Consider the following 18,453-nt stretch of genomic DNA (forward strand, 5'->3'; position numbering starts at 1 on the left):
TTTGCTCATTTTTTGGAGACGCTATGTTTCGTTTATGTGTTCGTGACCACTTTATGATCGCCCACAGTTTTAATGGCGAGATCTTTGGCCCCGCCCAGCGCACCCATGGCGCTACCTACGTGGTGGATGTGGTCTTTCAGCGTCCTGAGCTGGATGAGGATGGCCTGGTGATCGATATCGGCCTGGCTAGCGAAACGGTGAAGGCAGTCCTCGCCGGTTATAACTTCAGCAACCTGGATGAAGTGCCTGAGTTCGCGGGTAAAAACACCACTACCGAGTTTATGGCCAAGGTGATCTTCGACCGGCTCGCTAAGGCGATCGGTGAGGGCAAAATGGGCACCACTGCTCAAGGGATTACCCATATGGAGGTCAAGCTGCATGAATCCCATGTGGCCTGGGCCAGCTACGAAGGCGCGCTATGAGTCGGCGTTTTACGTTAATCGTTGCCGGTGACCCTGCTCAACGCACCGGCGGCTATATCTACGATGCGCATATCGTCTCGGCCTTACGTGACCAGGGCTGGGCGATTAATGTTGTCGGCTTGGCGGGTACCTTTCCTGACGCGGATGCCGAGGCAGCCGCAGCCCTTGCCCAGGCACTTAATGCGCTACCCGATCATGGGGCGGTAGTCATTGACGGCTTGGCCATGGGCGCATTGCCCGAAATAGTGGCTCAGCATGCCCAGCGGCTGGATATCACTGCCTTGCTGCATCACCCCTTAGGCGATGAATTGGGCCTGAACGAAGCCGATCAGCAGCGTTTTCATCGCAGTGAGTTAACCGCGCTTGCCCCCGTGGCGCGGATTATTGTCACCAGTCACTTTACCGCCCGACGCTTGCCCGAGCTGGCTGCCCACTACGCTCTACCCCTAAACGCTAATGTAACAGTGGTTGAGCCGGGCGTAGCCCAGGCGCCGATCAGCCCTGCAGCAGAACCCGATGAAACCCTACGTTTGCTGTGTGTGGCAACGCTAACGCCGCGCAAGGGGCAGGATGTGCTGGTGCAAGCGCTGGCGGGCGTTGCCGGTGATCACTGGCAGTGTGACTGCTACGGCGGTGCACGTGACCCTGAGTTCACTCGGCGCGTAGAGCAACTGATTGAGCAGAACGGCTTGCAGGCCAGCGTGCACCTGCATGGCGAGTGCGATAGCGAGACGCTGGAAGCGGCTTATCGTGGGGCCCACGCGCTGGTGCTGCCCTCCTGGTATGAAGGCTACGGCATGGTGGTCACCGAAGCCCTCGCTCACGGCCTGCCGGTGATTACCACCACTGGCGGGGCGCTTCGCGATACCTTGCCGGAAGGTGCAGGGTTAAACGTTGAGCCGGGCGATGCTGACGCTCTTCAAGACGCGTTGAGTCGCTTTTGCCATGATGCCAAGTTGCGCCAAAAACTGCGCCAGGGAGCTGCCCAGGCCCGCGACGGTCTTAGCGACTGGCAGCAGTCGGGTGTTGAGTTCGCCACGGCGTTAACCGCGCCAATCGATGCCCCGACTTTGCGCGCAGGCAGCCAGTTTGCGTCCGATTGGCTAACGCTGCGAGAGGCGGCAGATGTCGCTTCCCGCAGCCAGCGTCTTGCGGAGCTTGCTGCGGAGTGGCTGAGCACGCGCAACCCAACGCCACTGATCGCGGATCTTGGCTGTGGCCGGGGCAGTAATATGCGCTTTCTGGCCCCGCGCCTGAGCGGCCAACAGCGCTGGAAACTGATTGATCACGACGCCATCTTGTTAGCCCAGGCGCGCCAGCGAGCCGCCGGGCTAAGTGATCGTCAAGGGCAGCCCGTGGCGGTGGAGACCCACTGCGTATCGCTTGAACCGCTTGCCGATGTGCCGCTCGATGATGCGCATCTGGTGACCGCCTCGGCGCTGCTGGATTTGGTTTCCCAGCAGTGGATTGATGCCTTGGTGGCCAGCATTGCCGAGCAGCAGCAGGCGCTGCTGATAGCACTTAGCGTGACCGGCGAGTGGCATTTTATCGACCTGCAAGGCGCGCCGGTACTGGATGATGAAGATCACTGGCTGCGGGCCATGTTTATTGCCCATCAGCAGCGCGATAAGGGCTTGGGTGATGCGTTGGGCGGTCAGGCTCACCAGGCGTTAGTCTGCGCGCTAGAGGCAGCCCATTATCGCGTTGAACAAGCGGAAACGCCGTGGCTACTCGCCGCGGATAGCCACGCTCAGCAGCCGCTAATGATGGCGCTGCTTGAGGGCTGGGCCGAAGCCGCCACCGAACAAGCCCCGCAAGCCTCAGCACGTATTGCCACTTGGCTGCAGCTGCGTCAGCAAGCAGTGGCCAATGGCGAACTGGGTATTGGGGTAGGGCACCGCGATCTGTTTGCGACGCCTCTTTTTGCTAAGCCCAGGGAAGAGGCTTAAGCCTATGAGGCCTGTTCAGCGGATGTTCAGTGTTTCTAGAAGCATAGGCTTGCAAAGCCCATGGCTACGCCGCGTGGTGGTCAGCATGGCATTGCTGGGTGCGGTGGCGCTGTGGGTTGAGCCCCAGGCTATCGTAGCAGAGGTGCAGGGCTTCTCCGCTGAGTGGGTCGTGCTGGCGTTAGGCATCAGCACGCTACAGATTATGCTCTGCGCCTGGCGCTGGCAGTTTACTGCCGGGCTTATTGATGTGCCGCTGCGGTTTGCTTACGCCCTGCGTGAATACTACTTGGCGCTGCTGGTCAATCAGCTGTTGCCCGGCGGGGTATTAGGCGACGCCGGGCGGGCGCACCGCCATGCCACTCAAGCGCAGTCTAGGGGCCGCGCTTGGCGAGCGGTGATTATCGAGCGCGCCTCGGGGCAGGTCGCCGTGGTGGTGCTAACGCTAACGGCGCTGCTGTTTTCACCGCTCTGGCATACCGCGCTGGGTGGGTCAGTGATTACGGCGGTGGGCTTAAGCGTGATGGTAGGCCTTGCGCTGGCCATCGTCAGCGGCCTGCTGCTGCGTCAACGTTTTAGCCACTGGCTGACCAGACTGCCGAGCTGGTGCCAAGCCCTGGCTCGTGATGTACGGCGTGGCCTGTTCCAGCACGGCGTATGGCCCCTACAGTTGCTGTCATCGTTAGCGATTGTGCTGAGTTATGGCCTGGTCATGGTGTGCGCCGCCAGGGCGATTGGCGTTGAGCTACCGGCGCTGCAAGTGCTCGCGCTTACCCCGGTATTGCTGCTGGCCATGCTGATTCCGTTTTCGGTGGCTGGATGGGGGCTGCGCGAAGGCGCCGCTGCCGGTGTCTGGACGCTGGTAGGCCTGCCGTCTGCCCAAGGGGTGGCAGTCTCGTTGGCTTACGGTGTGCTGGTGCTGTTGGCGAGCCTACCGGGCATTTGGGTGGCGCTGAGCCGGCGTGAAAAAGCCCACCCGTCAGGCGGTGGTATCCCGCAGTCGCAGGTCGAACAGCGTGTCGTCGCCGCAGCGGAAAGTTCGCGAGGGCGGGCGCAGCGCACTCTCAAGGGTCTCAATGGGCGTCATTTTAAGCCCTGGCCTGCCGGAGCCAATCAGCAGCGGGGCCACCAGCAGGTGCAGTCGGTCAACGGCGCCTGCTTCGATAAATTGAGACACCGTAATGCCGCCACCTTCAATCAGCACCCGGGGCAATCCTTTGCCAGCGAGCAGAGTGATGACGTCGTGTGGGTTGAACTGACCGCTGGCATTCAGCGGCAATACGAAACGTTCAACGTGGGCCAGGCTCGTTGTCGCCTGCCACTCAGGCCCCAGAACAGGCCCCACAATATGCAGCGTTGGGGCGCTATCGGTATTCAGCAGTGCCAGGTCATTGGGAATACGGCCTCGCGGATCCAGCACCACCCGCGTCGGGTGAGTGCCGCTAACGTGACGCACGGTCAACTGCGGGTTATCGGCGCTGGCGGTGCCCGCACCGACCACCACCGCGTCGACCAAAGCGCGCAGGCGGTGCAGGTGAACCAAACTTTCATGACCGTTGATGTAGTGGGAGTGGCCGCTTTCTGTGGCAATGCGGCCATCCATACTCTGCCCCAGTTGTGCTACTACCCAGGCCGGTCTACTGGCCAGCGGGGTCAGGCAATCGAGCAATTCTCGCGCCTCAGCGGCGACCGGCTTGGCCGTATGCCACTCGCCGGTTGGCGTCAAGGTGATCGCTGCATCGCAAGAGTGCCGATGACGCAACGCCAACAGCCATTCCCAGGCATCGGCCAGCACAATAGTGTTGACATGGGGTTCGGGCATGACGCCTCCGTGCTAAAAAATCCGTCTCATCATGCGGGTGCTACTTGGTCAAGAGCAAGCAGTTCAGGGCAACCATTAGTTCAGTTTAAAACAAATAGCTCAGCGCAAGCGTGCGCCATCCCCCTCGTAAGGAAGCCTGGAGGCCTACATGTACCAGATTGAACGCGCTATTTTCGATATTCGACGTGGCTTGCCCGTGGTGGTAAATGCTGGCGAGCAACGTTTGCTCGTGCAGGCGTTGGAAGGCAGTGAGTCAGTTGAAGCGCTTGCCCTGTTAGCGGGCGAGCGACCTTCTCTGGTGCTTACCCGTCACCGTTTGGCGGCGATGGGTATGAACTTAACCGCTGAGGCTGCCAGCCTGCCGCTGGCCGCCCACGTTAGCACCGATGAACTGCATCGTCTGGCCACTTCGGAAACGTTCTCGCAACCCGCTGGTGGGCTACTCAGTGGCTTGAAACCCGCAGGGTTAGCCGAGCGAGGCGCGGTGACGCTGATGCGCCGTGCTCTGCTGGTTCCTGCAGCGCTGTGTGCCTTTGTTAGCGAAGAGGCCACGGCGGGTATAGAACAGCAATTGGCAGCAGGGCGACTGCTGCAGGTCACCGCTGAAGACGCTGAGCAGTGCCTAGCCGGGGCGCCGGGTATGCTCAAACGGGTAAGTGAAGCGAATATTCCCCTTGAGGATGCTGCCGACAGCCGCTTTGTACTCTTCCGGGAGCCGGATGGCCTGCGCGAGCACGTTGCCGTGGTGATCGGTAAGCCGGAGCGCTGGGAAGGTGCGGTGCCGCTGCGCCTGCATTCGGCGTGTTTAACCGGCGACCTGTTTGGCAGCCTGCGCTGCGATTGTGGCGAGCAGTTGCGCAATGCCGTGGCGGATATTCAAGCCATGGGCGGTGGTGTACTGCTCTATTTGGCGCAAGAGGGCCGGGGCATTGGTTTAGCCAATAAGTTGCGCGCCTACACCTTGCAAGATGGGGGCTTGGATACCGTGGATGCGGATCAGGTACTCGGTTTTGGCGACGATGAGCGCCAGTACGCGGTGGCGGTGGATATGCTCAATGCGCTCGATATTGATCAGGTTCAACTGCTGACCAACAACCCGTTGAAGATGGAAGCGCTGCGCCAGGGGGGCATTGAGGTGGTCTCACGTCAGGCGCTGTATGGCAGTGTTACCGACCATAATCAGCGCTACCTGAATGCCAAAGCAACCCGTGGCGGGCACCTGTTGGAAGACGTGTTAAGCGATCAGCGCTGAACGCAAAACGGCCACGAGCTAAAGCTGTCTTCCATTGATAAAGCGGTTTTAGTTGGTCAGTGGCGGTAGGTGGGCGGTTTCTGTCACCACTGCCGCTAACTGACGAGCATAGTGCTGCACCAACCGCTCGCCTAATTCAGCGCTGGCGTGGCTGGCATCCCCGGCCACGCCCTGGGCACTCAGGTCTTCCGCCAACCAAGCAAATGCTGCGGCCCCTTCGGCACTGACTAATGCATCACCTTGGGGCGCCGCGGGCGGTGCCGCTTGGTAGCCGTCTAGCTGTACCAGAGTGGGGGCTAAATAGCGCATCATCGCGGTTTCGAGCAGTCCACCGTGCAAACCGTAGCGCAATTCGTCGGCATCAATAGCCGCTTCCAAAGGCGGTAGGCGGGTATAGGTGGCCTTGACCACGCGCATGGCATGCCGCCGCCGCAGGGTTAACCCCGCTAGATCCATCACCGCTTTATTGCCGCCGTGGCTGTTAAGCAGCACCAGGCGGCGAATGCCTGCCCTGGCTAAACTGTCGCCGTAGGCTTCTAGGGTGGCAATCGCCAGCGGAGCGGGCAGGCTGAGTGTGCCGGGAAAACTGGCATGCTCGTCGCTGGCTCCGACCGCCATCGGTGGTAGGCAGATAACGTTCAGGTTCGGATCTAGCTCCTTCAGCATAGCGGCCTGCAGTCCCTCGCCAATGGTCAGGTCGGTGGCTAGCGGGAGGTGAGTGCCGTGCTGTTCAATGGCGCCGAGTACCAGTATCGCTACCGGGTCGTGCTGAGCGAATTCGGCTAACTGTGGAGCGGTCAGGGTTTGCCAGTGGTGAATCATTGCGTGACGTGCCTATAGGAGTATTCAAAATAATCAAAGTAAATTCAACAGCAGCGGATGGTCTGAGCGACAGGCGTAAAGATCCCCAGAGGGCAGGTCGTCGGCCCCTGCACTTAGCCACTCGCTAATTGCTTGCGGCGTTTGCCACTCGGCCCAGCGGAATTGCCGCTGCTCACCGGCCACCACATTATAACGGTACTCGCCAAGGCGGCTTAAATGGCTCACGCAGGCGTGACTTACCTCTAATGTACCGCCTACAAACTCCACCGAAAGCGCCGCCACCGGGCAGCTTAGCCCGGCTAGAACCTCCGCTTCAAAACCCTCAACGTCGATTTTGATAAAGCTAGGTTCGCCGTACTCGTCAATTAACGCATCCAGCGTGGTCACCGGCACGCGTAATTGTTGTTCCCAGCGTACTTGGCTAAAACCTGGGTTGCGTTGGCCAATCTGCTCACGCCATTCGGTGGCAAGCGTGGCGAGGGTTGGGTTACTGGGGCTAATCGCGATCTCGGCGAAGCCCGCCGTTGGGCCAGCCGCCACTGGCAGCAGGGTGATAGTCGGCGGCTTCACAAGGCGTTTAAACCACTTGGCGAGGTCGGGCTGGGGCTCTAACGCCACCACCCTGGCGCCCAGTGCATGAAAAGCCGCGCTGCGGTCGCCTAGGTGGGCGCCAATATCAAAAGCGATATTGCCGGGCTGAATAAACGGTTGGTAAAGTCGTTTTAGCCCCCGCTGGCGCCCCGGCCGCCAATAAATAAACAGCGAGCGGGCTAGCCCACCCGCGCTACGCAGCCGTTGCAGCGCCATGCGCCGCATTAGCTGGGCTCTCTGAATGGGCGTGCCTTTATCCGCACAGACGCTGGCGATATAGGGAGTGCTTTATCAGTGCTATTGGTCATCGGGATACCACACGTAATTCCAGGTTTCGCTAATCGGTTCTCCGTTTAAGGTGAGCCTTAGGCGAACATCACTGGGCTGGTCGCTAGCGGGCAGCCGGAAACTAGCCCGCCAGCCATTGTCGTCAGGTAACGCGGTGACCTGAGGCAACAGAACCTCACCGGGTTGGGAACTGATAGCTAACTCCACGGGCTGGTCGGCGCTAATATCCGCTAACGCTCCGCCCTGAAAATCGACGATAAACTGGCGTTGATCTTGTGAAGGGGAGTCCGCTTGCCCCGGCACGCCTGCGCTGCCATGACGAGTGCGAATGGCACGGCCAAGGTTATGCGCGTCAGGCTGGGTATTCAGCGTGTGGGTGAGGTAGTGCAGGCGGCGGGACTCGCCTGCATCTAGCGTGTCGTCCGCGACCCAATAGGCGACGATATTGTCGTGGGTCTCATCGGGGGTAGGAATCTCGACTAGCTCCACGTGACCCGGTCCCCACTCATCCAGCGGGACAACCCACTGGCTGGGGCGGCGGTTGTACTGGGCTTCGGTGTCCAAATAGCGGTTAAAGTCACGCTCCCGCTGCATCAAACCAAAGCCTTGGGGAGAGTCGTCGATAAAGGCCGATGTATGTAAGTGAGCCGGGTTGCTCAGCGGGCGCCAGATCCATTCGCCGCTGCCGGTATGCATCAGCAGACCGTCGGAGTCGTGCACTTGGGGGCGAAAATCGTCCGGCCGTTCGCGGCTTGCTTCACCGTAAGTGAACATACTGGTGAGCGGGGCGACGCCAAGCTTGGCAATATCTTCCCGGGCAAATAGTTCGGCTTCTACTTCAACCTGGGTGTTTTCGCCGGGTTGGATGATAAACCGGTAGGCTCCGCTAACCGAAGGGCTGTCCATTAACGCCAACAGCTCAATCTGTTTGGCATCAGCGTCGGGTTTATACAGCCAAAACTCGCGGAATGCTGGGAACTCTTCGCCTTCAGGGGAGGCGGTATCGATCGCCAGCCCCCGGGTCGAAAGCCCGTAAGCCTGTCCCTGCCCAACGATGCGAAAATAACTGGCGCCGAGAAAAACGCCAAACTCATCGTCATACTCGTTGCTGTTAAGGGGGTAGTGAAGACGAAACCCTGCGTGGCCGCTGCCGGTTAAGTCTTGCTCTTTCAGCGTCGCGGCATTGCCATCGTAGGTGTAATCCTGTGCTGAAAAGGGCAGCGGCGCTACCGTATCGTTGTCGATAACGTTCAAGGTAATCGGGGTTTGAAACAGAAAGCCGCTGTGAAATAGCTGCAAGCTAAAGGGGCTCTCATCTTTCCAGTAGGCGTGTTCTGGGTTAAAACGGATTTGCCGGTAGGTATCGTAGTTAAGCTCACGTAATACCTGGGGCAGTGTTTCTTCCGGGGCTTGATAAGCTTCTTCGGCCAGCTGTTGGGCGCGTTCAATGACCATGCTGAAATGTTGATCGTCTTCGGCAAACGCCGGTAAGGCTAGCGTACAACTGAGTAAAACTATCCATTTATCGGCCCGCCACCTACCAACCAGCCTTCTAGCAACCAGCTTTCTAGCAAAATAGTTACAACGCATACGCGAAATCCTTTCCGGTGAAGGCCTGCAAAACGCATGATCAAGCAAAGCGTGAAATTTTTACACAATAACTATACGATAAAATATTACAGTACATGATTGTTGTGTTTTTCAGCAGCCTTATTCCTTGCTCTCTTGTCTTGCGACTGGGTACAGCTTTGCTTTGAGACTAAAGGTTATATCTTTGAAACTGTTCGCTAAAGCAGGCACACAGAGGGTGCAATGAGTCGATTATTACTAACGCTGCTAATGCTGAATCTCCTACTCATCGTGCCACTTTGGTGGCGCTTTGGCGATATCAGTACACACTTGCTCGCTTGGGAGGCGCTGATCATCACGCCAATCATGTTACTGCTTCCCGCTGGAAAAGCGCGCCGCATCGTGGCGATTGGGCTGGTCAGTTGGGTGATGCTGGCAACCGCCGCGAATCTTGGCACTGCCGCCACCCAAATGGCCTTTGCCCGGCCACTTAATCTCTATCTTGACGTACCTTTGCTGCGCTCAATTTATCACCTATTAGTAGGTAATGTAGGCCAACTGTTGGCAGTTTGCGCAATGCTGGTAGGAGCGGCCGTGCTAATCGCCATTACCCTGGGTTTGGCGCGCCTGCTGCTTCCACCAGTCGCTTACTCGATCAAACGGCTGCCTGGAGCGGCCGCATTAACGCTGCTGGTTATTGCCACCACCTGCGCGGCGCTTGAACTCAATGGGGTGCGGCTGATCGATAGCGCGCGGTTGCCGATGGTGAACACTACGCGCTTTCAGTGGCAGCAAGTGACCGATACCCACGCTGCACGCCTCGCCTTTACCGCCCAGCTGGAAGCCGCACCGTTGGAAGCCCAGCCGCTACCGGGACTTGAGGGCCGCAACGTACTGCTCACCTTTATTGAGTCCTACGGTATCTCGGCGCTGGAAAAACCACGCTATGCAGAGGTTCTGCTGCCTACTTTAGCTGAGATGCAGCAGCGGCTAGGCGAGCGTGACCTCCACGTGGTTTCTGGTCTGATGGCGTCGCCGATTAGCGGTGGGCAGTCCTGGCTGGCCCATGCGACGGCCCTCAGTGGCCGCTGGATCGATAATCAGCTGTGGTATCAGTTGATGTTAGACAGTGGTCACTCGACTTTAATCGATGATTTTCGCGCTACCGGCCAACGCACCCTTGGTGTGATGCCCGCCATTACGATGGCGTGGCCGGAAGGGGAGGCCTATGGTTTCGATGAAATTGCCGCAGCGAGAGATATCGCCTACGCCGGCCCCGCACTGAACTGGGTCACCATGCCGGATCAATTCACCCTCGATTACACCCAGCGTTACTTGCTAGGCGAGACACCGGTGTTTGCCCAATTGGCACTGATCTCCAGTCATGCCCCCTGGACGCCGATCCTGCCGGTGCTGGATGATTGGTCATCCATTGGTGATGGGCGTATTTTTGCCCCCTGGGAAGACGCAGGCGATCCGCCCGAAGTATTGTGGCAGGAGGTGGAACGTATTCGCGATCACTATGCCTGGTCTGTTGACTACGCTGTGAAAGTCACTGGCCGCTGGGCCGAGCGCGTAGTGGATGATAATACCCTGATGATTGTGCTGGGCGACCATCAGGCCGCGCCTTTGATTACCGGCGACGAGGCCAGCGCGGCCGTCCCGGTGCATATTATCAGCGGTGACCCGGCATTATTGGCGCCCTTTATAAAGCGCGGCTTCGTTCCCGGCACCCTGCCTGCGCTCGAACAGGCGAGTACTGCGCCCAGGATGAGCCAACTTCGCCACTGGTTGCAGGCTGATTTTGGTGAGTTAACGGTTGGCCTAGGCACTGGTTCAGCAACAGGGATAGCCTCTGAGGAAAGAGAGTTTTCTGATTCAAGGACAACGACAAGGACGCAGTAATGATTCAGCCAGTGATTTTAAGCGGTGGCAGCGGCACGCGGCTCTGGCCGCTCTCCCGCGAGCAGATGCCGAAACAGTTTTTGCGTTTAACTTCATCACAAAGCCTGCTTCAGCAAACGCTGAGCCGTCTAGAGGGGCTCCACGCCGCTGCGCCAATGCTGATGGGTCACCATAGCCATCGCTTTTTAATGGCTGAACAGCTGCGAGAAATGGATCAAACCGCCACTCTGGTACTTGAACCCGAGGGCCGCAATACCGCCCCGGCGATTGCCTGTGCCGCGCTTCTGGCACGTCAAACTGGCGATGACCCGCTACTGCTAGTACTCCCGGCAGACCATGCGATTGGCGATGTTCAAGCGTTTGAACACAGTGTTTCAGCCGCCGTGCCGTTGGCCGAAGCAGGCTATCTCGTCACCTTTGGGGTCGTTCCGACACAGCCTGAAACGGGTTATGGCTATATTGCCTGCGGCGAGCCGCTGGAAGGGGGCCACCACCTGGCGGCCTTCATTGAAAAACCTGATGCCAAGTGTGCGGCAGTGCTGGTTGAAAGCGGCGATTACCTGTGGAACAGCGGTATGTTTTTGCTGCGTGCCTCAAGCTATCTGGATCAGCTAACGCGCCTGCAGCCAGCAATGCTTAAAGCCTGCGAGGAAGCGGTAAGCAGCGCGCATCGCGACTTGGATTTTCTACGCTTGGGTGAAGAAGCATTTCGTCGCTGCTCGGCGGACTCTATCGACTACGCGGTCATGGAGCACTGCGACCACGCTGCGGTAGTGCCTTTGGTCGCCCAGTGGAGCGATATCGGCAGTTTTGATGCGCTGAGGGCCATAGCGTCGCTCGACGCGGCGGGTAACGCCACTAAAGGCGATACGTGGCTGACCGATACCCAGGATTCATTGGTGTTTGCCGAGCACCGTTTGGTGGCTACGTTGGGCGTGCAACATCTTATTGTGGTGGAGACTTCTGACAGCGTGCTGGTGGCCCACCGTCATCAGGCACAGCAGGTAAAGCAACTGGTGGCATCGCTTTCCCAGGCGGGGCGCAACGAACCGTGCTCGGCACCCCAGGTGCAGCGTCCTTGGGGCAGCTTTCAGGCGATGGACAGCGGTGAGCGCTATCAGGTCAAACACATTACGGTGAAGCCTGGCGGGCGGCTATCGCTGCAGCGCCATCATCACCGCGCTGAGCACTGGGTTGTGGTAAGAGGTACTGCGCGGGTAACGCTTGAGGAGCGAAGCTTCTTGGTAAGTGAAAATCAGTCGACCTATATCCCCATTGGGGCATTACATCGGCTGGAAAACACCGGAAAAATCCCTCTGGAACTGATCGAAGTCCAGTCGGGTAGCTATCTGGGTGAAGACGATATCGAGCGTTTAGATGATGTTTATGCTCGCGATAACGATGAGTGACGAGCGAATTACCACAGCCAACTGGCGGGACGTGCAGGGGGCTGGCCCTTGCGTACATTGATCCAGCCCAGCAGGCAACGCACGCCTAACCATACCGCTAGCAGCGGCCAGAGTAGGGTGCCAACAATCACAATACTGAGTAGAAAGGCGATGCAGGCATACAGCGTACCGATCCAGAAGGTGCGTATCAGGTAACGGTAGTGTTGCTGCAGCCAGGGCGCCGCTTCCTTGCGGTAAACATAAGCAATCACCACGCCGATCAGCAGGGTGATATTAGCAGTGACGATGCCCGCTAGGTAAAGCGCGTAAATAATCTGCGGTGGGCGTGTTTCATCGCCCGATTGGTCGTTTTGCATCATCAGTAAGCCCTTGTTAGTAAAGACGATAGTCGCGAAAGTTGGCGAGGTTTTGCTGCTCTTGCGCCACTTTGCGGTAACGTTTGTATTCCCACTGATACTGCGCAGGCGCCAAGTTGATCGCGGCCTCCACGCTGGCATTCACACCGGTGGCAGACTGCACATCATCGTCGCTATAGACCCGCTCGTCGGCATCCAAAAAATGGATTTCAAATCCTTGACCAGGGATACGTAGCGCGACGCCTGTGACCACGCGTGCCTGAGTCCGGGCGACCAGTTTCGGTAGCAGGGTGGCGGTGTAGGCCTCGCGGCCAAAGAACGGTGCAAAAACGCCGCTGCCCCAGTCGGGTTCCTGGTCGGGGAGTATGCCAATCGCTTCGCTGCGTTTCAGCGCTTTAAGCAGCGCCGCCACACCGCGGGGGTTGGTGGGCACCAGGCTAGCCCCCATGCGCTCGCGACCATGGCGAATCACAGGATCGAGGGCAGTGATTTTGGGTGGCTCGTACATGGCGGTGAAAGGGAAATGGCTCGAGAGCCAAAAGTTAAGCACCTCCCAGTTGCCGAAGTGGGGGGCAAGCACAATCACGCCGCGGCCTTCGGTGCGGGCGTTATCGAGCTTGTCGCGACCGTGTACCGCTAAAATGCTGGTCTCTACCTTGTTTGGTTCCGCCATCCAGGCGTGCCCCAGCTCCAGCATCGTAGCCGTTGAGTGGCGTAAACTGTGCTGACCAAGGGTTTTACGTTCAGCAATGGAGAGGTCTGGGTAAACAACCGCTAAGTTGCGATCGGTTACCCAGCGCTCACGCTTATTAAAGCGGTAAACCAGGGGGCCGAGCGCCGAAGCAATACGCCATAGGCGCGCAAGTGGCCAGCGTGACAACTGACGCCATAGCCAGCTGATCGCGCTCGCGCTGGCTTTGGAAAAACGCCGAGCGTTATTAGCCCCCTGTGGTGCCATCGTTAAATCAACCAAGTGTCTACGCTGGAGGGCGCGCGTTGCTCTTGTAGCCCTTTAAAGCAGCGGATAATAAACCATATAGCTAGTGCCACAAAAAGTGGGAAACCAATCACTGCAAAGAGCAACACCGTGCAAATAGTGCCGTATACAAAACCTATCCAAAACGTACGAATCTGATAGCGGTAGTGTTCGTCCAACCACGTAGGGCCTTTGCCTTTATAGACGTAAGCAATAACCACACCAATAATCGACGTAACGCCAAGGAGAAAACTGGCCAGGTAGAGCGCATAGATAACCATCGCCATGGTGGTGTCGGGCTGAGATTTTTGCTCTTCGCTGACGACGTTGCCTTCGAGTGGGGAATCAGTTTCGTTATCAAGCATAATGTTTCCTTTCGTTCAATCTGTATAAATACTTAAGTGGGTGAAGATGCCTATGGCACATCAGTTCGCGCTGTTTAAGCGCGACATATAATACCTTGATTCATTAGACTTAGCATTAGCGTGAGGCGGGGCGGCAAATCTCTAGCAAATTGCCATCCGGGTCGCGTAGGTAGATCGACTCGATCGGCCCATTGGCGCCTTGGCGGGCGACTGGGCCCAACTCAACCTCAATCGCCAGGGCATCCAAATGCTGCTTGAACTCATCCAGCGGCAATTGGCAACGCAGGCATAGATCCAGACTGCCAGGCGTAGGCGTTGCTGAAATGGGGGCAATGTCGGTATCGGTTTGATGCAGGCGTAACGCCGTATCTCCGAGCATTAAATCGACCCGTTGAGCATCGCGATAGCGGACGTCTAAGCCAAGAACACGTGAATAAAAATCGACTGCGCGACCCATGTCGGTCACGGTAACAACAAGATGATCCAGACCTGATAGCATGCCACCTTCCTTAATACCTAACGATAAACCAGAGAATACGATGATGCGTCGCTGCCCGCTATGCGCGGAATCCACTACTGCGCTCTACCACCAGGATAGGCGTCGTGACTACTACCAGTGTGCCACGTGCGAGCTGGTATTTGTCCCCCCCGAGCATCATTTGAGCGCCGCTGCAGAAAAGGCCGAATACGATAAACATCAAAACTCGCCGCATGATACGGGATACCGACGCTTCTTAGGGCGTTTATTTACCCCGCTGTTAGCGAAGCTTGCACCTAACGCCCGCGGCCTCGATTTTGGCTCTGGACCGGGGCCAGCGCTGTCGGTGATGTTCGCCGAGCGGGGCCTCCCGATGGCCATCTACGACCCTTTTTATGCCCCTGATGCCTCGGTTCTCACCCAGACGTTTGATTTTATCACCGCCACAGAAGTTGTTGAGCACTTGGCGCAGCCCGGCAAGGTGCTTACGCAGTTGGCGGCTCAGCTCTCGCCAGGTGGCTATCTGGGCTTAATGACCAAGCGCGTCACTTCGCCGGAGGCGTTTGCCCGCTGGCACTATATTAGCGACCCCACCCATATCAGCTTTTTTAGTGAGGAGACCTTTCGTTGGTGGGCACAAAAGAATAGTTTAGTAGTGGAATTTCCTGGGCCTGACACGGTTATTCTACACAAAACGCTATCGTGAATAATTGTAACGTTAGAAAAGCATTGACTTTGCCCGCTTGGGGGCAATAATTGCGCGCCGCTATCCCGGCCTGACTCGATGTGCCAGGTGAGATGACGGTTTCTGTGGACACGCTTAGTAGCGTTTTTACGCCTGTTTTCAGCCCTTTGTTTCACCACTTTTAGGCAAGACGAGGTTTTCATGTCGCGGCAACTGCTAGCCATGGCGCTGGCGCCCCTTTTAGGGCTCTTTATTCTCGGGATTGGCAACGGTTTTCTCGCCACCTTAATTACCGTGCGTCTGGATGCCGCTGGTGAGTCGGCCACGGTCATCGGCATTGTCTCGTCGGCTTACTTTATCGGCTTGGCCTTAGGCGCAATGGTGAATGACCGCTTGTTGCTGCGCATTGGCCATATTCGCGCTTACGGCAGTTTTGCCTCACTAGTGGCCGTCACGGTGCTGCTGCAGGGATTGTTCTTCGACCCCTGGGCCTGGTTTGTACTGCGCCTAATTGGCGGTTGGGCCACGGTAGGGGTTTATCTCGTTATTGAGAGCTGGCTACTCACCTCCGGTGATCAAAAAGTCCGTGGCCGCCTGCTGGCGCTGTATATGATTTCGCTCTATGCCGCTGGTGTGTTGGGTCAGCTGCTGCTGGGGGTAACCAACGCTATGGGCGTCACCGCGCCCTTTATGGTGATCGGCCTGCTGGCCTCGCTCTCTGTGCTGCCCATGGCGATGATTCCTCGCGTATCGCCAATTATGGAACATGCCGAACCGCTTCCTCCGCATCGCCTGATTACCCTGACGCCCACCGGTGTAATGGGCAGCTTAGGCTCTGGGATGGTGGTTGCCGCGGCGTATACGCTACTGCCACTCTACCTACAGCGAAATGGCATGAGTGTCAGCCAGGTTGGGCAGATGATGGCCGTGGTGATTATGGGGGCCATGCTGCTGCAGTACCCGATTGGCCGCTGGTCGGATCGCCATGATCGGCAAATGGTGCTGATCGGTATTAGCGGTTTCTGTGTGCTTATCTCCGCGGCGATGCTTTGGCTGCCGCTCTCGACGCCACTGCTGGCGCTGCTGCTGTTCTTGCTCGGCGGTGGAGTATTCGCGCTCTACCCGGTGGCAGTGAGTCACGCCGCCGACCGTGCCCCCGCAGGGGCACTCGTGCGCATGAGTCAGGGGCTACTGCTGATCAACTCCATTGGCGCCACGATCAGCCCGCTGATGATCTCCCCGGTGATGACCGTGATGGGCGATGCGGGCCTGTTCTGGGCTTTCGGTTCACTCAGCCTATTCTTCTTAATGTTCTTCTCCTGGCGCCGCAGCGTGCGCCCAGCGCCGGTGCCCGTGGCGCCGTTTACGCCTACGACGCCGATGACCGCTGCAGGTGCTGAGCTGGTGGTGACCGAAGAGTTGATGCAGGGCGCGTTGGAGCATGAGCACTTGGAGGACCTGTCCGATGCCGTATGGGACGTCGACGCCGCCGAACCGGTGGTGGGGCCGCCCGCAGAAGATGAAAGCCATATCACCTACTATGATGATGTGGAGCAAGCAAATGAGCGAAAATAAAACCGAGTGGAGACGTTATTGGTAGCGGGTGATACCTTGGGCTAATGGTGCACGTGAGAGAGTATTACTACTATCTAGGGCATACTTTCAAACAATTGTTTAACTTTCAGCCCGAGGTTCGCCATGAATGTTTACGTCGCACCGGTACGCGATTTGCGCTTTGTACTCGAAGAGCTATTAGCGCACCGTTCGCTCAGCCTGCCGGGCTTTGAAGAAGCCACGCCGGATTTGGTCGAGGCGGTGCTTGAAGAGGCCGCAAAGCTAGCCGGCGACGTCTGGGGCCCGCTCAATAAGAGTGGTGATCACCAGGGAGCTAAGCGCCTTAGCGATGGCAGTGTAACGACCCCGGAAGGCTTCGCGGCGGCTTATCAGGCGTATGTCGACGGCGGCTGGAACGGGATTGGCGTCTCCGAGGCGTTGGGCGGTCAGAACCTGCCTGAAGTCGTCGCCAGCGCCGTTCAAGAGATGCTTCACGGCGCCAATATGGCGCTAGGGCTCTGCCCTATGCTGACCGCCGGAGCCATTGAGGCGCTGGCCCACCACGGCAGCGATGAATTAAAAGCGACTTACTTGCCCAAGCTGGTGGAAGGTACCTGGACGGGCACCATGAACCTTACCGAATCCCAAGCGGGCTCGGACCTCTCCCAAGTGCGCACCCGCGCCGTACCTGAAAACGACCACTACCGCATCAGTGGTCAGAAGATCTATATCACCTGGGGCGAGCACGACGCCGCCGAAAACATTATCCATCTGGTACTGGCCCGCAAGCCTGACGCACCGGAAGGCAACAAAGGCATCTCGCTGTTTCTGGTGCCCAAGTTTCTAGTTAACGACGACGGCTCTCTGGGTGAGCGAAACGACGTCACCTGCGCCTCAATTGAGCACAAGTTGGGCATTCATGGCTCGCCTACCTGCACCCTAAGCTTTGGCGAAAATGGTGGCGCCATTGGCTATTTAGTCGGTGAAGAGGGGCGTGGCCTGAACCATATGTTCACCATGATGAACGAAGCGCGTCACAAAGTCGGTATTCAGGGCATTGGCGTGGCCGAACGCGCCTGCCAGCACGCCTTTGCCTACGCGCTGGAGCGTCGTCAGGGGCGCTCTCCAAAAACGCGGGGCGGCGCTGAATGCACCATCAGCGATCATTTAGACGTGCGCCGTATGCTGCTCTCCATGCGCTCACGCACCGATGCGCTGCGTGCCCTGGCGTTGTACTGCGCCGCCGAGCTGGATACCGCCCGCCACGCTGAAAGTAACGATGCTCGCCAGGCTGCCCAAGCCTGCGCCGATATTCTTATTCCGGTGATCAAAAGCTTTTCTACCGATCAAGCGGTAGACATCGCCTCCATGGGGATTCAGGTACACGGTGGGATGGGCTACGTGGAAGAGACCGGCGCCGCCCAACTGCTGCGCGATGCGCGCATTGCCCCCATCTATGAAGGCACGAATGGTATCCAGGCGCTCGATTTGGCAGGCCGTAAACTCCAGCGCGACAACGGCGAAGCGCTCACTGCACTATTGCATGAGGTTGCCGCCACCGTGGAGCAGTTAAACGCCGACCCGGCACTTAAAGCGTTGGGCCGCGGCTTGGACGCAGGTTTGAAAGATTTAAAAGCCGCCCAAGCGATGGTGCTGGAACAAGGCAGCGATCCTGACAACGGTGCGGATGCGGTGCAGGCCTACGCCACACCGTTTCTCACTTTGGCAGGTCACGTGCTGTGTGCATGGCAAATGGGTCAGGCGGCGCTTAGTGCCCAAGCAGCCCTTAACAACGGCAGCGATGATCCCTTCTATACGGCCAAGATGCGCAGCGCAGAATTTGCGATCACTCAATGGCTGCCGGTAGGCCGTGCTCAGCGCGCCGTGATTGAGGCGGGTATACAGTGTTTAAGCGATTTTGAGGTTCATTAACGCTAATGTTTAGCTTCGCGCCGCCGCCCCTTGAGGCGGCGGTGTTGTTTCCAAACGATCAAAACGACTATTTAAAACGAT

General features: G+C 58.0%; 16 protein-coding genes and 1 pseudogene. 9 read left to right on the forward strand and 8 right to left on the reverse strand.

Annotated elements, in window-relative coordinates; all coding sequences use genetic code 11:
- Positions 1-23 precede the first annotated feature (23 nt).
- From U738_RS03650 to U738_RS23555, 3 genes and pseudogenes are all read left to right on the forward strand, one after another.
- Positions 24-422: a 6-pyruvoyl trahydropterin synthase family protein gene (locus U738_RS03650; RefSeq protein WP_035577422.1), complete on the forward strand. Its 399-nt coding sequence runs from the start codon at positions 24-26 to the stop codon at positions 420-422.
- Entirely contained in the window at positions 419-2,371 is a 1,953-nt protein-coding gene (locus U738_RS03655) for a glycosyltransferase (protein ID WP_035577424.1), read from the forward strand. Before U738_RS03650 ends, U738_RS03655 begins: the two co-directional genes overlap by 4 nt.
- 85 nt (positions 2,372-2,456) lie before the next feature.
- Positions 2,457-3,290, forward strand: a pseudogene (locus U738_RS23555) (lysylphosphatidylglycerol synthase transmembrane domain-containing protein); the annotation flags it as partial.
- 57 nt (positions 3,291-3,347) lie between these two features.
- Here the strand turns inward: U738_RS23555 and U738_RS23310 are convergent.
- On the reverse strand, positions 3,348-4,190 hold the full coding sequence (locus tag U738_RS23310; RefSeq protein WP_161786298.1) for a RibD family protein: 843 nt from the start codon (positions 4,188-4,190) through the stop codon (positions 3,348-3,350).
- Positions 4,191-4,338: 148 nt separating this feature from the next.
- Between U738_RS23310 and ribA the strand changes: the two genes are divergently transcribed.
- Positions 4,339-5,442: a GTP cyclohydrolase II RibA gene (gene ribA / locus U738_RS03665; RefSeq protein ID WP_035577426.1), complete on the forward strand. Its 1,104-nt coding sequence runs from the start codon at positions 4,339-4,341 to the stop codon at positions 5,440-5,442.
- A gap of 48 nt (positions 5,443-5,490) precedes the next feature.
- On the opposite strand, the gene U738_RS03670 is transcribed toward ribA, so the two are convergent.
- The 3 genes from U738_RS03670 to U738_RS03680 all read right to left on the reverse strand — a co-directional run bounded on the left by U738_RS03670 (position 5,491) and on the right by U738_RS03680 (position 8,733).
- Positions 5,491-6,264 carry a creatininase family protein gene (locus U738_RS03670; RefSeq protein ID WP_035577428.1) on the reverse strand — a complete coding sequence of 258 codons (774 nt, stop codon included), beginning with the start codon at positions 6,262-6,264 and terminating at the stop codon, positions 5,491-5,493.
- 33 nt (positions 6,265-6,297) lie between these two features.
- Positions 6,298-7,080, reverse strand: a complete 783-nt coding sequence (locus tag U738_RS03675) for an FkbM family methyltransferase (RefSeq protein WP_035577430.1) — start codon at positions 7,078-7,080, stop codon at positions 6,298-6,300.
- Positions 7,081-7,152: 72 nt separating this feature from the next.
- On the reverse strand, positions 7,153-8,733 hold the full coding sequence (locus tag U738_RS03680; RefSeq protein WP_051912752.1) for a glucan biosynthesis protein: 1,581 nt from the start codon (positions 8,731-8,733) through the stop codon (positions 7,153-7,155).
- 222 nt (positions 8,734-8,955) lie between these two features.
- Between U738_RS03680 and U738_RS03685 the strand changes: the two genes are divergently transcribed.
- Both U738_RS03685 and U738_RS03690 read left to right on the forward strand, forming a co-directional pair.
- The gene (locus tag U738_RS03685) at positions 8,956-10,617 is read left to right on the forward strand and encodes an alkaline phosphatase (protein ID WP_035577432.1); all 1,662 of its coding nucleotides are present in this window, start codon (positions 8,956-8,958) and stop codon (positions 10,615-10,617) included.
- Complete coding sequence (locus U738_RS03690) at positions 10,617-12,026, forward strand: mannose-1-phosphate guanylyltransferase/mannose-6-phosphate isomerase (protein WP_035577433.1); 1,410 nt, start codon at positions 10,617-10,619, stop codon at positions 12,024-12,026. Before U738_RS03685 ends, U738_RS03690 begins: the two co-directional genes overlap by 1 nt.
- 8 nt (positions 12,027-12,034) lie before the next feature.
- Here the strand turns inward: U738_RS03690 and U738_RS03695 are convergent, their stop codons facing one another.
- The 4 genes from U738_RS03695 to U738_RS03710 form a co-directional block, all read right to left on the reverse strand.
- The gene (locus U738_RS03695) at positions 12,035-12,385 is read right to left on the reverse strand and encodes a DUF4870 family protein (protein WP_035577435.1); all 351 of its coding nucleotides are present in this window, start codon (positions 12,383-12,385) and stop codon (positions 12,035-12,037) included.
- 13 nt (positions 12,386-12,398) lie between these two features.
- Entirely contained in the window at positions 12,399-13,340 is a 942-nt protein-coding gene (locus U738_RS03700) for a lysophospholipid acyltransferase family protein (protein WP_035577437.1), read from the reverse strand.
- Between the two features lie 2 nt (positions 13,341-13,342).
- Positions 13,343-13,723, reverse strand: coding sequence for a DUF4870 family protein (locus U738_RS03705; protein ID WP_035577441.1), 381 nt, complete (start codon positions 13,721-13,723; stop codon positions 13,343-13,345).
- A 115-nt stretch (positions 13,724-13,838) separates the two neighbouring features.
- Complete coding sequence (locus tag U738_RS03710; RefSeq protein ID WP_035577443.1) at positions 13,839-14,222, reverse strand: VOC family protein; 384 nt, start codon at positions 14,220-14,222, stop codon at positions 13,839-13,841.
- 40 nt (positions 14,223-14,262) lie between these two features.
- Between U738_RS03710 and U738_RS03715 the strand changes: the two genes are divergently transcribed.
- The 3 genes from U738_RS03715 to U738_RS03725 all read left to right on the forward strand — a co-directional run bounded on the left by U738_RS03715 (position 14,263) and on the right by U738_RS03725 (position 18,372).
- Positions 14,263-14,907, forward strand: coding sequence for a class I SAM-dependent methyltransferase (locus U738_RS03715; protein WP_035577446.1), 645 nt, complete (start codon positions 14,263-14,265; stop codon positions 14,905-14,907).
- Between the two features lie 180 nt (positions 14,908-15,087).
- Positions 15,088-16,461 (forward strand): MFS transporter, encoded by a 1,374-nt coding sequence (locus U738_RS03720; protein ID WP_035577448.1) that lies wholly within the window; start codon positions 15,088-15,090, stop codon positions 16,459-16,461.
- Between the two features lie 123 nt (positions 16,462-16,584).
- A complete protein-coding gene (locus U738_RS03725) occupies positions 16,585-18,372 on the forward strand; it encodes an acyl-CoA dehydrogenase (protein ID WP_035577450.1) in 1,788 nt (595 codons plus the stop codon).
- The last annotated feature ends 81 nt before the right edge of the window (positions 18,373-18,453 follow it).

Origin of the sequence: Halomonas sp. TG39a (assembly GCF_000744395.1) — a bacterium.
Taxonomy (GTDB): Bacteria; Pseudomonadota; Gammaproteobacteria; order Pseudomonadales; family Halomonadaceae; genus Vreelandella; species Vreelandella ventosae_B.